The following is a 14583-nucleotide window of genomic DNA, read 5'->3' as shown; positions in this document are numbered from 1 at the left end:
GAAACCACACAAAGCATTACCCCATGATTCATCCCAATTTGAAAGAATACCTTCCCTCCTATTATTTCAGCACTATCAATCCCCACTCCGCTTATCCCAAGCTTGAAGGTCGTCTGAAAACCGAGACCTGCGTCATCGGCGGAGGATTGACAGGACTTTGCACCGCCCTCCCCCTTGCCGAAAACGGACACGAAGTGATCGTACTCGAAGCCGCACGCGTCGGCTTCGGCGCATCAGGGCGCAGCGGCGGGCAAGTCATCAGCGATTACGCCTGCGGTATGGAAGAAATCGAAAAACAAGTCGGTTTGGAACAAGCCCGCTGGTTTTGGCAGCAATCCCTGCAAGCCGTCGAACTCGTTGACGAACGCGTCAGAAAACACCATATCGACTGCGACTGGCAGCGCGGCTACGCCACCGTCGCCATCCGCAAACAGCACTGGAAAGAATTGCGACAATGGCACGAACACGCCCAAAAACATTACAACGCCACCCATTACGAACTTTGGGATAAAGACACGCTCAAACAACAGCTGAACAGCGATATGTACTTAGGTGCGCAATTCGACCCCAATTCCGGTCACCTCCATCCGCTCAACTACACCCTGGGCATCGCCAGCGCCGCCGTTGAAGCCGGCGCGCAAATTTTCGAGCAGTCCCCGATGACCCGTATCGAGCCCTATCAAGGCAGCTGGCTGGTCCATACCCCGGACGGCAGCATCGAATGCCAAAATCTCGTGTATGCCGTCAACACCTACGCCGGTTTACATAACAAATTCAAAACACTAGAAAAAAAAGCCATCGCCATCAGTACCTTCATCATCGCCACCGAGCCGCTGGGCGAACGCGCACAAGACCTCATCCGCAACAACATGGCTGTCTGCGACAACCGCCACGTCCTCGACTACTACCGCCTCAGCGCGGACGGCCGCCTGCTCTTCGGCGGTAAAGACAACGAGTTCATTGACGACCCTGAACGCATGACCGAGCTTGTCCGCCAAGACATGCTCAAAGTCTTCCCGCAGCTTGCCGATGTCAAAATCGAACACTCATGGGGCGGCGAATGCGACATCACCGCCAACCTCGCGCCCCACTTCGGCAGACTCGCCCCCAATATCTACTATGCACAAGGCTATTCCGGACACGGCATGGCAATTACCGGCATAGCAGGTCTTGCCATCGCAGAAGCCATCATGGGCGACGATGGTCGTCTGAAACCGTTTGAAAAACTCAAACACCCCAGCATCATCACCCAGCCCCTCCTGCGCAAACTCGGCTCCTTCCTCGGCTCGAAATATTACCAATGGAAAGACAGCCGTTAAGCATTCGGTTAAGCTCAAACATATAAACCAAAGGTCGTCTGAAACCCGATTCAGGTTTCAGACGACCTTTTCGATATTGAATAGAAGGCTTTCAATCGAACTGCTATCGCATCAAACTCACAACGAACGCTCAATAAATCCAGATTCCCACCCTCTCCATTTGCGTCCCAAGCCCATTACATCAAATGAATCCCGCTTGCCGGATTGGAGACATTTTCATACACGTTAATCAAAACGATTTTCCCACTCTCGTCAAACACAATTTCCAGATAAGGTTTATCGGGGCTGCGGTCGCGGTTGAAAAGGCGGAATGCCCGTTGCGCCTCAAAAATCTTCCCGCGCGATTTCAAATATTCGGGCAACTGGCTGATGTTTTTAAAACTGCCGCCAAACCCGTCGCCGTGTTTCTTGAGATATTCCGGCGTTGCTTCTATACCGAAATTCCGCGTTATCCTCAGCGGCTGATTTGAACCTTGGCTCGTATGACTGCCTATTGATAAAACTAAAGTATCCCGTTGCCTGAGTGCTTTCATCTCTTGAACTAACGGTTCTATCACCTGCTCATTATAGCTTCGCTCCCCTTTTGTCATCTGATCAATAGCTTCTATCACTTTATTAACGTTTTCAGGGTCATTCGCATCGATATCAGGAAACATTGCCTGAGTCAGAGGATCATCTCCGCCGGGAATGCCCCAAACCGCTGCCAATTCTTTAGGGCTGCGTTCAAACAAACAACTGGAATCGATATTCTCGGCAACCTGACGGACAAAATCATCAATGCCGCCAATCTGATGCAGATTGGCACAATTTGAAGAAGGTGCGCTTTTTACTTTGTTTATGTCCACTTCTACGGTCTTATCATTTGTATTGGATTTCTCGAAAACAGAAGATAAAGGCGCAGAAGCGGCAGATTCTTTTACCTTATCCTGCTTGTCAGGAGAGCAAGCCGCCAATAAGACGGCGAGGGATAATAAGAAAAATTGGGATGTATTGTTTTTGATCATTTTATTTTTCCGGTAATGTGTATTTAAAATATAAAAATCAGTCAGTTGATAGATTCAAATAAAAACACTCATATCCCTATTCGAATCCACTACCAATCTAATCAATTAAAGTTATTCCCGCTCATCAAACAAGCTAACATCAAACAAATCCGGTTCACTCATCCGAGCGTGACAATCGACCTTAATGTCCTCATTTACCCGACAGCAACACGGCAGAATCTCGCCGGGCGCGACAAACGCCAGCGGGAAATCGTCGTAGGACACCCTGCCATCCAATATTTTGACGCGGCAAGAACCGCAATAGCCGCTGCGGCACTGGTATTCGACCTCGTGGCCGGTGCGCTCCAAGCCCTCCAATAAGGTTTCGCCCTCTTGTAGCTCGAAGGTTTTGTCGTGTGTACTGATGAGTGCCATTGTTATCTGTTTAAGCGGGAAAGGTCGTCTGCACGGTGCAACCGAAATCTTTCATTTCGTTTCTACACCTGTTCAGACGACCTCTGATGATGGAAATGCGGAAAAACCGCCGAGTTTGATTACAGTTCGAAATCGCCCAAATCGTCCGCGCTGACTTCCGAATCAATTTGACCGATTAAGTAAGAAGAAATTTCCACTTCCTGCGGCGCGACCTGTACGTTGTCGGACGACAGCCACGCGTTAATCCACGGAATCGGGTTCTGGGTAGCGCCTTCAAATCCGGCAGGTAGACCGACCGCCTGCATACGCAGGTTGGTAATGTATTCGACGTATTGCGCCAGAATTTCCTTGTTCAAACCGATCATCGAACCGTCTTTAAACAGATAGGCCGCCCATTCTTTTTCCTGCTCCGCCGCTTTTTTGAAGAGTTCAAAACATTCATCCTGCAATTCGACGGCGATTTCCGCCATTTCAGGGTCGTCTGAACCAGCGCGCATCAGGTTGAGCATATGCTGCGTACTGGTCAGGTGCAGGGCTTCGTCGCGGGCAATCAGTTTGATGATTTTGGCGTTGCCTTCCATCAACTCGCGCTCGGCAAAAGCAAACGAGCAGGCAAATGAAACGTAGAAACGGATGGCCTCCAACACGTTGACGCACATCAGGCAGAGATAGAGCTTTTTCTTCAACTCGCGCAAAGACACGGTAACGAGCTTGCCGCCGACATTGTGCGTTCCTTCGCCCAACAGGTTGTAATACTGGGTGTATTCGATCAAATCATCGTAATAACAGGCGATGTCTTCGGCGCGGGCAATGATGTATTCGTTCTGCACGATGTCGTCGAACACGACCGACGGATCATTCACGATATTGCGGATAATGTGGGTATAGCTGCGCGAGTGGATGGTTTCGCTGAAGCTCCACGTTTCAATCCAAGTTTCCAGTTCGGGAATCGACACCAAAGGTAGTAAGGCAACGTTCGGACTACGGCCTTGAATGGAATCGAGCAAGGTTTGGTATTTCAGATTGCTGATGAAAATGTGTTTTTCGTGTTCGGGTAAGTTGGCGTAGTCGATACGGTCGCGCGACACGTCGATTTCTTCCGGCCGCCAGAAGAAAGACAGTTGTTTTTCAATCAGTTTTTCAAATACTTCGTATTTCTGCTGGTCATAACGTGCGACATTCACCGGCTGACCAAAAAACATCGGCTCTTTAAGCGCGTCGTTTTTCTGTTTGCTGAAGGTGCTGTATTGCATGACGAGGTGTTCGCAGGACATGGGTTGGCTTTCTATTGATTGGATTTCTTGGTTTCGGGCTTGGTGTAAGGCCGTCTGAAAGGGTGGATGGGCTTCAGTCCAAAAGGTTGTCTAAAGCACTTGTTTTGCTTGTAATCTGTGTTTGGTTATATTTGAGCTGAAATGTAAAAAAATTGCCTTAATCGAGCTTTTGGGTATAATTGCTGCCAACAACTCCCCCAGCTTTGCCAACCCGATGTGGTTGGATTAACAAGGCTGGGGGCTTTCTTTTGCTTATTTGCGCCATAACCGCCACTTTTCAGGGTTGATGGTCATGCCCATTTGCTCAAAGGATATTGCCCCATTCTCAACGGATGGGAAGTCAGCTAGCAATGACAAAAATCTCTCGCCCCATCTGGATGCCGGACAAATAATATCCAGCATCCGTTTCATAAGGCAAAAATAAACAAACGAGCGACCTACAGGTAATTTTTCCCATTCGGTATCGCTCAAGCCTTTCAAACTGGCCTTAATAGCAATATCCCGATTCCACAAGCGGCTGTGATGCGCTGAGACATTTCGGATGACATTAAAAGCATGCAGGTGGGTTTGCAGATGACGGCCGTCTTTTAGGCGGTAAAACTTGGCAATCCGATTTTTATCTTCCTCGCTCATCCCTTTATAAAGCATAGACATCGTACCGAAATCCCATACTTCACAGGCCGCCCATACGGGTAAATCGGAATAATGTTGCAGATGATGTTTGACAAAGCCGGTTTCTTTTTCACGATGTACGAGATTATCGTATCTTTCCAACCATTCTGCATGGTTAAAACCAGGAGCAAAATATCGGGCATCCTTGTGGGCCAACGGGTGATGTTTGCCTAATGTATATGCAATATTGACTCTTAGTGCAATTTCAATCCGCTCTAAAGCATCCAATGCCAATTGCCGCAACCGCTTATCAAACATGTATAGTTTTTTTACATCTTCAAAACTGCTGTTGGGTATGAAGCTGTCTAATCTATTTTTCGGGTTTTTGGGATTAAATTGGCGAAACGGATAAAGATAACCGCTCAACCGGTAATATCCAATAGTCCTTAAATACCCTAAAGCTTTTTTCTCATCTGCAACGTGTAATCCTCTATTTTTTAAAATCTCTAACTGTTCTTCATAAGTTTTCCAAATCTTAGGCTCTTTAATTTGATTACTTTGCATTGTTCACTTCCTTTTATTTAAAGCAAGTTTACTGAGCATCAAATCTTACAAGCCCCGCCGGCGCAGCCGTCGTCTTGGATGTCGGTTTGGGTGTCGTCGGCGCCGTCGCGGGTGTTGTGGTAGTACAGAGTTTTGACGCCGTATTTGTAAGCGGTCAATAAGTCTTTGAGCATTTGTTTCATGGAAACTTTGTTGCCCTCAAATTTGCCCGGGTCGTAGGCTGTATTGGCTGAAATCGCCTGATCGACGAATTTCTGCATCACGCCGACAAGCTTCAGGTAGCCTTCGTTGCCCGGAAGCTGCCACAGGGTTTCGTAGGCGTCTTTCAGGGTTTCAAACTCCGGTACGACTTGTTTCAGGATGCCGTCTTTCGATGCTTTGACCGTTACCAATCCGCGTGGCGGCTCGATGCCGTTGGTGGCGTTGGCGATTTGCGAGCTGGTTTCAGACGGCATGAGTGCGGTCAGGGTGGAGTTGCGCAGGCCGTATTTGACGATGTCGGAGCGCAGGCTTTCCCAGTCACACAACAGCGGTTCGCTGCACACGGCATCCAAGTCTTTTTTGTAAGTGTCGATGGGCAGTTTGCCTTGCGAATAAACGGTTTGGTTGAACAGCGGGCATGCACCGTATTCTTTGGCAAGGTTCACCGATGCTTTGAGCAGGTAATACTGCATGGCTTCAAAGGTGCGGTGGGTCAGACCAAGCGCGGAATCGTCGCTGTAACGGACGCCGTTTTTCGCCAGATAGTAGGCGTAGTTGATGACGCCGATGCCGAGCGTGCGGCGGTTCATGGTCGCGGTGCGGGCGGCTTCGACCGGATAGTCTTGGTAATCCAACAGGGCATCGAGTGCGCGCACGGTCAAATCGGCAAGCCCTTCCAGTTCGTCCAAGCTGTTTAATGCGCCCAAGTTAAAGGCAGAAAGGGTACACAGGGCGATTTCGCCGTTCGGATCGTTGATGTTGTCCAGCGGTTTGGTCGGCAGGGCGATTTCCATGCACAGGTTGGACTGGTGCACGGGTGCGACGCGCGGGTCAAACGGGCTATGCGTGTTGCAGTGGTCAACGTTTTGGATGTAGATACGTCCTGTTCCGGCGCGTTCCTGCATCAACGTGGAGAACAAATCGGTAGCCGACAAGGTGCGCTTGCGGATGTTCGGGTCTTGCTCGTATTTCGTGTAAAGACGCTCGAATTCGTCTTGGTCGGCAAAAAACGCGTCGTACAGACCGGGGACTTCGTTGGGCGAGAACAACGTGATGTTGCCGCCTTTAATCAGGCGGGTGTACAGCAGGCGGTTGATTTGCACGCCGTAGTCAAGCTGGCGGATGCGGTTATCTTCCACGCCGCGGTTGTTTTTCAATACCAACAGGCTTTCGGCTTCGATGTGCCACAAGGGGTAGAACAAGGTTGCCGCGCCGCCGCGTACGCCGCCTTGCGAGCAGGATTTAACCGCTGCTTGGAACATTTTGAAAAACGGGATGCAGCCGGTATGTTGCGCTTCGCCGCCGCGGATTTCGCTGCCCAAACCGCGGATGCGTCCGGCGTTGATGCCGATGCCCGCGCGTTGGGAAACATATTTCACAATCGCGCTGGTGGTGGCGTTGATGGAATCCAGACTGTCGTCGCATTCAATCAATACGCAGCTTGAGAACTGGCGCGTAGGCGTGCGCACGCCGCTCATAATCGGGGTCGGCAGCGATACTTTAAATGTGGAAACGGCGTCGTAAAAACGTTTGACGTAATCCAAGCGCGTCTCTTTCGGATATTTGCTAAAGAGGCACATCGCCACCAAAATATATAAGAACTGCGGTGTTTCATAAATCTGGCGGGTCACACGGTTCTGCACCAGATATTTGCCTTCGAGCTGCTTCACGGCGGCATACGAGAAGGTCATGTCGCGGCCGTGATCGATATAAGCATTCAGCTCGTCAAACTCTTCGCGGCTGTAATCTTCGATGATGTGGCGGTCGTATTTACCCGCATCGGTGAGTTTTTTAACGTGGTCAAAGAGATGCGGCGGTTCGAACTCGCCGTAGGCGATTTTGCGCAGGTGGAAAATTGCCAGACGAGCGGCGAGATATTGATAATCGGGCGTATCCTGCGAAATCAGGTCGGCAGCCGCCTTGATGATGGTTTCGTGGATGTCGTCGGTGCGGATGCCGTTGTAAAACTGGATGTGCGATTTGAGCTCGACCTGCGATACGGAAACGTTTTTCAAGCCTTCCGCCGCCCAAGTAACGACGCGGTGGATTTTGTCTAAGTCGAGATTTTCCAAACGTCCGTCGCGCTTGGTTACTTTCAAATCAGTCGGTGCATTCATCGTGAGCTTTCTCCATCCTGAAACACAAGATACAGTATGTATTAATATCGAGTGACACAATATAGTGTATTTTTCGTTGCTTATCCAGTCTTGACAAGACTGCTGTTTTGAAATCGTGCTTTTCCCAATTTTCTTTCAGACGACCTCTTTCCCTATGATTCAAGCCTTACCGCGAAAACGTCTTTTTCGACATCAAAACCCTCATTCGGCTATGCGCTTATGAAATAAGGCAAATTCGGATTTGTGTTAAATTTTGAAAATATAATGGCATACAACATGATGAAATAAGCAATAAAGGTCGTCTGAAACCTTATTCCGGTTTTCAGACGACCTTTCAGATGCTCAAAATCTGTGTATTTAATCTTGCAACGCGGCAGCGATTTCGTTGCGCAGCTTGTTTAAAAACCTGCCGTGGCGCACCCATTGGGCGGCGGTTTCATGGTCTTTCCCGGCAAAGGCCGTCCGCAAATCTTGATATAGCTTGTCTTGCTCGCGGCTGATTTCTTGGTCCAACGCACGCAGGGCTTCGTTGTTTTGCGCCATTTGCGCATCCATCAGCGTTTCGCGCCATTCCATTTGCTGCATGAGAAATTCAGGGGCAAAAGAAGTATGTTCCGGCGCATCGGCATCAATGCCCTGAGCTTTCAGAAGGTACGCGGCGCGGTCGATGGGATTTTTCAAGGTGCGGTAGGCATCGTTAATGGTGGAAGACATCATCACTGCCTGCTTTTGCTCGAAGGCGGAAGCGGACGCGAATTTGTCGGGATGGAAACGTGCCGCCAAGGCGCGGTAGGTTTGCTCCAAGTTTTCGGCATCGATATCAAAAGCGGGTTCAAGCTGGAAGAGTGTGAAATATTGAGACATGGCAGGATAATTAATGTGAAATTTTCGGCAGAAACCTGATTTTGCCTTATAATCCGCTGATTCTTAACCAAAAGGACTGAATATGAGCAGTAAAGTGCAGCACAATAAAGGCAAAATACGCGACAATGCTTTAAAAGCCTTAGTGAAATCCGATTTGTTCCGACACAAGGTCGAACGGAAAAGAAAAGGCAAAGGCAGCTACAACAGGCAGGAAGCGAAAAAATGGCGGGACGGTTTTGATACTGTCCCGCCACTTTTTTGTCTTAAACGTGAAAGCTCTCGCCGCAGCCGCAAGAGTCTTTGACATTCGGGTTTTCAAATTTGAAACCTTCCTGCAAACCTTCTTTGGTGTAATCGACCTGCGTGCCGTCCAAATAAACCAAGCTTTTCGGGTCGATATAAACGCGCGCGCCGTGTTCTTCAAAAATCAGGTCATCGTCGTTCACTTCATCAACAAATTCAAGGTTATACGCCATGCCCGAGCAGCCGCTGGTTTTTACCCCCAAGCGCACACCCAAGCCTTTGCCGCGCTTGGTCAGGTAGCTGTTGATGTGTTTGGCTGCGTTTTCTGTGATGGTAATCATGCTTCTTTCCTTATTCGCAATCATTGTCTTATTTTGCCTGCTTTCATTTTCAGACGACCTATTGCCTTTCAGGTCGTCTGAAAACGCTGTTTTGCCCACTCTATCGCGGCGGAAACGGCAGCTTTTGCCTGCGGACTGTTTTTCCAACAGGTCGAGCCGGTCAGTTTTGCGCCTTGTTCCAAAACATCGTCCAAATCCGCTGCCGCCAGCGTGGCAACATCATCCAAACCCATTTGCTGCAAACGCTGCAATACAGTTTTGCCTATGCCTTTGACGGCAAGCAAGGATTGGGTTTCTTCATCGGTAAAAGGCATTTCGTCTCCTTTGATTTGTAGGCGTATCGACTCAATGTAAGCCTGCGGCTTATTGCCCTCTCCCTAACCCTCTCCCGCGGGGAGAGGGGATAGATTGGCAGGTAAGTCCCAAATTCGGCGGCAACTTCCAAACGATTAAGTTTTTGTGCTCCTACCCTCTTCTTCACGAGAGAAGGCATATCGTCTCTTTTGATTTTGCAGGCGTATTGACTAAATATAAGCCTACGGCTTATCGCCCTCTCCCTAACCCTCTCCAGCGGGGAGAGGGAATAGATTGGCAGGCAGTCTCAAATCTGGCGACAACTTCAAAAGGATTAAGTTTCCGTATCCTTACCTTCTTCTTCACGAGAGAGGGAACAAGTCGTCGATTTTGTTTTTCGGAAAACACTAGGGCTTTCAGAAATCCTACAAACGTCCGCTGACAAAGCGCCAACCGAATCGGGTTATTTGCTTTCCTGACGTTTGCGATAGTCGGCAACAGCCGCTTTTACCGCATCTTCAGCCAAGATGGAGCAGTGGATTTTTACCGGCGGCAGTTCCAGTTCTTCGGCGATTTCGCTGTTTTTGATTGCCAGCGCATCATCCAAGCTTTTGCCTTTGACCCACTCGGTAATCAGACTGGACGAAGCGATGGCAGAACCGCAGCCGTAAGTTTTAAATTTCGCATCTTCGATGATGCCCTCGTCGTTCACTTTGATTTGCAGGCGCATCACGTCGCCGCAAGCAGGCGCGCCGACCATGCCGGTGCCGACAGATTCGTCGTTTTTATCGAAAGTACCGACGTTGCGTGGGTTTTCGTAGTGGTCGATTACTTTATCGCTGTATGCCATGATGTGGTTTCCTTAAAATATCGTGGTTTGTTGATGTTTTAGTCGTCTGAAAAAGACGATTGTTCTAAATTGTCTAAAATTAATCGTGCCAATAAACTGCTATCGGCATGGTATGCCTGAATACAGGCTTGAATCATTTGTTCGGCAGAGATATTTTGCCGATACAATAGATAATGCCTTCTCCGCCGTATTTGCTCATTTTTCCGCCATTCTTTGTTTGATGCCAGCCAAAGCCTCATCCAAACCGATTTTGCCTTCCACCAGACGCTGCATATCATGTATGGTCTCCAGGCTGATGTTCAACTGCTCCATCCGCCATGAGCCGATAATGGAATGCGTCGTTTGCGGCAAATGATGCTGTTCCTGAATTTGTAGGGACATGGGATTGCTTATTTTGCTTACGAACAATATTTCAGACGACCCCTGCCGTCTTTAGATTTTGCACGCGCCGCCTTCGCAGCCGTCGTCGTTTTCCAAATCGACGCCGCCCTCTACGGTAACGCCGTCAAAATCTTCAAGCAGGTTGTCGAGATTATCCAAATCTAAATCTTGTTCGTTCATGGTTTTGTATCCTTGATTTTAATGTGGTGGCTTTTAGGGCGTCTGAAAAGGTCTTTAAGGATTTTCAGACGACCTTTTTTATTTATTAGGTAGGTTTGGTTGTTAAACCCAACATTTCGGGTAGATTGATAGGTTTGTTGGGTTTTCAACCCAACCTACGCTTGCTGAAAACGGATGCTTTAGCTCAAATCAAATACCTGTATCGTCAAAACCGCTTCGGGCGGCAGTGCGCGCAGCAATTCGGGGCGGCGCAGTTCCAACGGACGGTAACCGTATGACTGCGTCAGCACGGTTTCGCCCTTGTCGTCTTCCATAAAAACAGGCGTGGAGTTTCCATGCGGCGCATCGCCCTGCGGCGAGATTTTACCGTCTAGCAGCCACGGGGCGACGTGCCGCGCCTGCGTTTGGTACACATCGGGATAGCCGCCTTTGTTCTCGGTCTGCACGGCGCGTCCTTCTTTGCAAAGTTCATCCAGCCAGTCCAAACCGGAAACGCCACACTCCCACGAGGCAATGAGATGTGGCTCTTGCCTGTCTGCATCGCTGAAAACGCTTATCCACCAACCCAGCATAAATTGCTCCTTTCGTGATGGTTTTTTGAGTGCAGGCTGCTTTTAATGCGCCGCCCATTCAATCGAGTTCAAATCAATCCCGTCTTTGAACATTTCCCACAGCGGCGACAGTTCGCGCAGTTTACCGATTTTGGATTTGATCAGTTCTGCGGCGAATTGCACTTCTTCTTCGGTGGTCATGCGGCCGAAGGTAATGCGCAGGGATGAGTGCGCCAGTTCGTCGTTGCGACCGAGCGCGCGCAGGACGTAGCTTGGCTCAAGGCTGGCAGAAGTACAGGCGGAGCCGCTGGATACGGCGAGTTCTTTTACCGCCATAATCAGGCTTTCGCCTTCGACGAAGTTGAAGCTGACGTTCAAGTTGTTCGGGGCGCGGTGTTCGAGGTCGCCGTTGATATAGACTTCTTCGATGCCTTCGATGCCTTTGAGGAAGATGTCGCGCAGTTTGGTGTAGTGCGCCATGTCTTGCTCAAGTTCTTCTTTGGCGATGCGGAAGGCTTCGCCCATGCCGACGATTTGGTGGGTCGGCAGGGTGCCGCTGCGGAAGCCGCGTTCGTGACCGCCGCCGTGCATTTGGGCTTCGAGGCGGACGCGGGGTTTGCGGCGGACGTACAGTGCGCCGATGCCTTTAGGGCCGTACACTTTGTGACCGGACATAGACAATAAATCAACTTTAGCGGCTTCGACGTCGACAGGCACTTTGCCGCAGGCTTGGGCGGCATCGACGTGGAAGATGATTTTACGTTCGCGGCAGATTTCGCCAATGGCGGGAATGTCTTGCACTACGCCGATTTCGTTGTTTACCCACATCACGGAAATCAGGATGGTGTCGTCGCGGATGGCGGCTTTGAGTTCTTCCAAATCAATCAAACCGTTTTCCTGCACGCCGAGGTAGGTTACTTCGAAACCTTGGCGTTCGAGTTCGCGCATGGTGTCGAGCACGGCTTTGTGTTCGGTTTTGACGGTGATGAGGTGTTTGCCTTTGGTTTTGTAGAAGTTTGCCGCGCCTTTGATGGCGAGGTTGTCGGACTCGGTCGCGCCGCTGGTGAAAACGATTTCTTTGGGGTCGGCGTTAATCAGGGCGGCGATGTCGGCGCGGGCTTTTTCGACGGCTTCTTCCGCTGTCCAGCCGAATGCGTGGCTGTTGGATGCGGGGTTGCCGAAGGTTTCGGTTAAGTAGGGAATCATTTTTTCGGCAACGCGTTTGTCAACGGGGGTGGTGGCGGCGTAGTCGAGATAAACGGGGGTTTTGACGATCATGGTTTGCTCTTTCTTTTTCTATAATGTACTTAATGGATATGTGTAAATTGGATGACGTGGCTGCCGTCATCGCTATTTTTCTGTTCGATGATGCTTTGCAGGGTAACGCTGCTGAGATAATCGTTGATGGTTTTGTTCAGATTTTCCCAAAGGTCGTGCGTCAGGCAGGGCGCGCCGTGGTGGCAGTTGGCTTTGCTGCTGCATTGGGTGGCGTCCAGCTTGTCTTCGGCGGCGGAAATGATTTGGGCGATATTGATTTGTGCGGGAGGGGCGGCGAGGATGTAGCCGCCGCCGGGGCCGCGCAGGCTTTCAACCAGCCCGGCGCGCCGCAGTTTGCTGAATAGTTGTTCGAGATAGGAAAGCGAAATGCTTTGGCGTTCGCTGATGGCGCTGAGTTTGACAGCGCCGGTTTGCGCGTTCATCGCCAAATCGATCATGGCGGTAACGGCAAAACGCCCTTTTGTGGTCAGTCTCATGGTAGTTGCCTGTGTCGGCTTTTTTATAGTGGTGCGATTGTCTAATATCTGAGTGATTCAGTCAAGTATATTCACAAGACTTCCGATTGTTTGTTTAAATGACTGTGTGAATTGATTTTTATCTGTCTGAAGATTTTTCTTTTTTATCCGAAACTTGGATCCGAGGTCGTCTGAAAAGTGCTATCGCCCTGCTCTTGGCAGGGTTAAAACCATTTGCTTTATAATTGCGATTGATATAGATTATCTAATTCATACTAAATCATTATGGTATTCCCAAAGGTCGTCTGAAACTGCCCTACCCGTTTCAGACGACCCCAGCCATAACATAAGCAACCCCTTAACAGAGGCAATCAACAATGAAACGCGATTTGAGCAAAATGACCTGTATTGAAGACCTGCGCCTTGTCGCCAAGCGCAAAATGCCGCGCATGTTTTACGATTACATCGATTCAGGTTCTTGGACGGAAACCACCTACCGCGAAAACACTTCGGATTTCAAAGACATCCGCTTCCGCCAAAAGGTATTGGTCAATATGGAAGGTCGTAGTTTAGAGACCAAAATGATCGGTCAGGATGTGAAGATGCCGGTGGCGATTGCACCGACAGGCTTTACCGGCATGGCGCACGCCGACGGCGAAATTTTGGCGGCGCGTGCGGCGGAGAAGTTCGGCATTCCGTTTACGCTTTCCACTATGTCCATCTGCTCGATTGAAGACGTTGCCGAAAACACCAGCGCGCCGTTTTGGTTTCAGCTTTATGTGATGCGCGACCGCGAGTTTATGGAAAACCTGATTAAGCGCGCGAAGGATGCCAAATGTTCGGCATTGGTTTTGACCGCCGATTTGCAGGTTTTGGGTCAACGCCACAAAGACATCAAAAACGGTCTGTCCGCGCCGCCGAAACCGACCATCGCCAATTTAATCAATCTGGCGACCAAGCCCGAATGGTGTATGAAAATGCTGAACACGGAACGCCGCACGTTCCGCAACATCGTCGGACACGCCAAAAACGTTGGCGATTTGTCTTCGCTGTCTTCATGGACGTCCGAACAATTCGACCCGCGCCTGAGCTGGGACGACGTCGCCCGCATTAAAGATTTGTGGGGCGGCAAGCTGATTATCAAAGGCATTATGGAACCTGAAGATGCGGAAAAAGCAGCGAAAAGCGGCGCGGACGCATTAGTCGTTTCCAACCACGGCGGCCGCCAACTCGACGATACCGTATCCTCTATCAAAGCCTTACCCGACATCGTCAGCGCAGTCGGCAGCGACATCGAAGTCTGGATGGATAGCGGCATCCGCAGCGGTCAGGATGTTCTCAAAGCATGGGCTTTGGGCGCAAAAGGCACCATGATAGGCCGTGCGTTCCTTTACGGCTTGGGCGCATACGGCGAAGAAGGCGTTACCCGCGCGCTGGAAATCCTGTATAAAGAAATGGACATATCCATGGCGTTCACTGGTCATCGCAATATTCAAGACGTCGATGCCAGCATCCTGCAAAGCACGCGCTGGCCGAATGACAAATTCTGATTGCTTTGAAAACATCAAACCGGCAGTTAAACAGATTGACTGCCGGTTTGGTGTTTTGAGTTTGCAGAAGATAAGGTTTTCAGACGACCTT

Annotated in this window: 17 protein-coding genes; 3 read left to right on the top strand and 14 right to left on the bottom strand. The window is 49.8% G+C overall.

All coding sequences use genetic code 11. From position 1 onward, the window contains the following. Positions 1-23 precede the first annotated feature (23 nt). A complete protein-coding gene (locus tag DBY90_RS02835) occupies positions 24-1319 on the top strand; it encodes an NAD(P)/FAD-dependent oxidoreductase (RefSeq protein ID WP_003742362.1) in 1296 nt (431 codons plus the stop codon). A gap of 176 nt (positions 1320-1495) precedes the next feature. Here the strand turns inward: DBY90_RS02835 and DBY90_RS02830 are convergent, their stop codons facing one another. The 6 genes from DBY90_RS02830 to hscB all read right to left on the bottom strand — a co-directional run bounded on the left by DBY90_RS02830 (position 1496) and on the right by hscB (position 8369). Further along, positions 1496-2323, bottom strand: coding sequence for an NMB0938 family lipoprotein (locus tag DBY90_RS02830; protein ID WP_070492566.1), 828 nt, complete (start codon positions 2321-2323; stop codon positions 1496-1498). A gap of 111 nt (positions 2324-2434) precedes the next feature. After that, entirely contained in the window at positions 2435-2737 is a 303-nt protein-coding gene (yfaE, locus tag DBY90_RS02825) for a class I ribonucleotide reductase maintenance protein YfaE (RefSeq protein WP_003742358.1), read from the bottom strand. Between the two features lie 119 nt (positions 2738-2856). Next, on the bottom strand, positions 2857-3990 hold the full coding sequence (gene nrdB / locus DBY90_RS02820; RefSeq protein ID WP_039855824.1) for a class Ia ribonucleoside-diphosphate reductase subunit beta: 1134 nt from the start codon (positions 3988-3990) through the stop codon (positions 2857-2859). Between the two features lie 273 nt (positions 3991-4263). Beyond that, on the bottom strand, positions 4264-5187 hold the full coding sequence (locus tag DBY90_RS02815) for an Abi family protein (protein ID WP_003742355.1): 924 nt from the start codon (positions 5185-5187) through the stop codon (positions 4264-4266). 38 nt (positions 5188-5225) lie between these two features. Beyond that, a complete protein-coding gene (gene nrdA / locus DBY90_RS02810) occupies positions 5226-7505 on the bottom strand; it encodes a class 1a ribonucleoside-diphosphate reductase subunit alpha (RefSeq protein ID WP_070492567.1) in 2280 nt (759 codons plus the stop codon). Between the two features lie 357 nt (positions 7506-7862). Continuing rightward, positions 7863-8369: a Fe-S protein assembly co-chaperone HscB gene (hscB, locus tag DBY90_RS02805; protein WP_070492568.1), complete on the bottom strand. Its 507-nt coding sequence runs from the start codon at positions 8367-8369 to the stop codon at positions 7863-7865. 82 nt (positions 8370-8451) lie between these two features. Here hscB and DBY90_RS02800 point away from each other — a divergent pair, with 82 nt between their 5' ends. Next, entirely contained in the window at positions 8452-8673 is a 222-nt protein-coding gene (locus DBY90_RS02800; protein ID WP_049229048.1) for an alternative ribosome-rescue factor A, read from the top strand. Here DBY90_RS02800 and iscA read toward each other — a convergent pair. The 8 genes from iscA to iscR form a co-directional block, all read right to left on the bottom strand. Next, positions 8633-8953, bottom strand: a complete 321-nt coding sequence (gene iscA / locus DBY90_RS02795; RefSeq protein ID WP_039855777.1) for an iron-sulfur cluster assembly protein IscA — start codon at positions 8951-8953, stop codon at positions 8633-8635. The genes DBY90_RS02800 and iscA overlap by 41 nt on opposite strands. 68 nt (positions 8954-9021) lie before the next feature. After that, a complete protein-coding gene (locus DBY90_RS02790) occupies positions 9022-9267 on the bottom strand; it encodes a recombinase RecA (protein WP_070492569.1) in 246 nt (81 codons plus the stop codon). 443 nt (positions 9268-9710) lie between these two features. Continuing rightward, entirely contained in the window at positions 9711-10097 is a 387-nt protein-coding gene (iscU, locus tag DBY90_RS02785; protein ID WP_070492570.1) for a Fe-S cluster assembly scaffold IscU, read from the bottom strand. A gap of 195 nt (positions 10098-10292) precedes the next feature. After that, complete coding sequence (locus DBY90_RS02775) at positions 10293-10478, bottom strand: antitoxin VbhA family protein (protein ID WP_070492571.1); 186 nt, start codon at positions 10476-10478, stop codon at positions 10293-10295. Between the two features lie 51 nt (positions 10479-10529). Then, a complete protein-coding gene (locus DBY90_RS13475; protein WP_049229053.1) occupies positions 10530-10658 on the bottom strand; it encodes a hypothetical protein in 129 nt (42 codons plus the stop codon). Positions 10659-10837: 179 nt separating this feature from the next. Further along, complete coding sequence (locus DBY90_RS02765; RefSeq protein WP_070492572.1) at positions 10838-11230, bottom strand: hypothetical protein; 393 nt, start codon at positions 11228-11230, stop codon at positions 10838-10840. Positions 11231-11272: 42 nt separating this feature from the next. Next, the gene (locus DBY90_RS02760; protein ID WP_107986506.1) at positions 11273-12487 is read right to left on the bottom strand and encodes an IscS subfamily cysteine desulfurase; all 1215 of its coding nucleotides are present in this window, start codon (positions 12485-12487) and stop codon (positions 11273-11275) included. A gap of 29 nt (positions 12488-12516) precedes the next feature. After that, positions 12517-12963: a Fe-S cluster assembly transcriptional regulator IscR gene (gene iscR / locus DBY90_RS02755; RefSeq protein WP_003764827.1), complete on the bottom strand. Its 447-nt coding sequence runs from the start codon at positions 12961-12963 to the stop codon at positions 12517-12519. A gap of 356 nt (positions 12964-13319) precedes the next feature. Between iscR and DBY90_RS02745 the strand changes: the two genes are divergently transcribed. Continuing rightward, positions 13320-14492: an alpha-hydroxy acid oxidase gene (locus DBY90_RS02745; protein ID WP_003742339.1), complete on the top strand. Its 1173-nt coding sequence runs from the start codon at positions 13320-13322 to the stop codon at positions 14490-14492. The last annotated feature ends 91 nt before the right edge of the window (positions 14493-14583 follow it).

Origin of the sequence: Neisseria mucosa, assembly GCF_003044445.1 — a bacterium.
GTDB lineage: Bacteria > Pseudomonadota > Gammaproteobacteria > Burkholderiales > Neisseriaceae > Neisseria > Neisseria mucosa_A.
The sequence above is the reverse complement of the archived record's forward strand: the minus strand, read 5'-3'. Positions and strand labels throughout refer to the sequence as shown.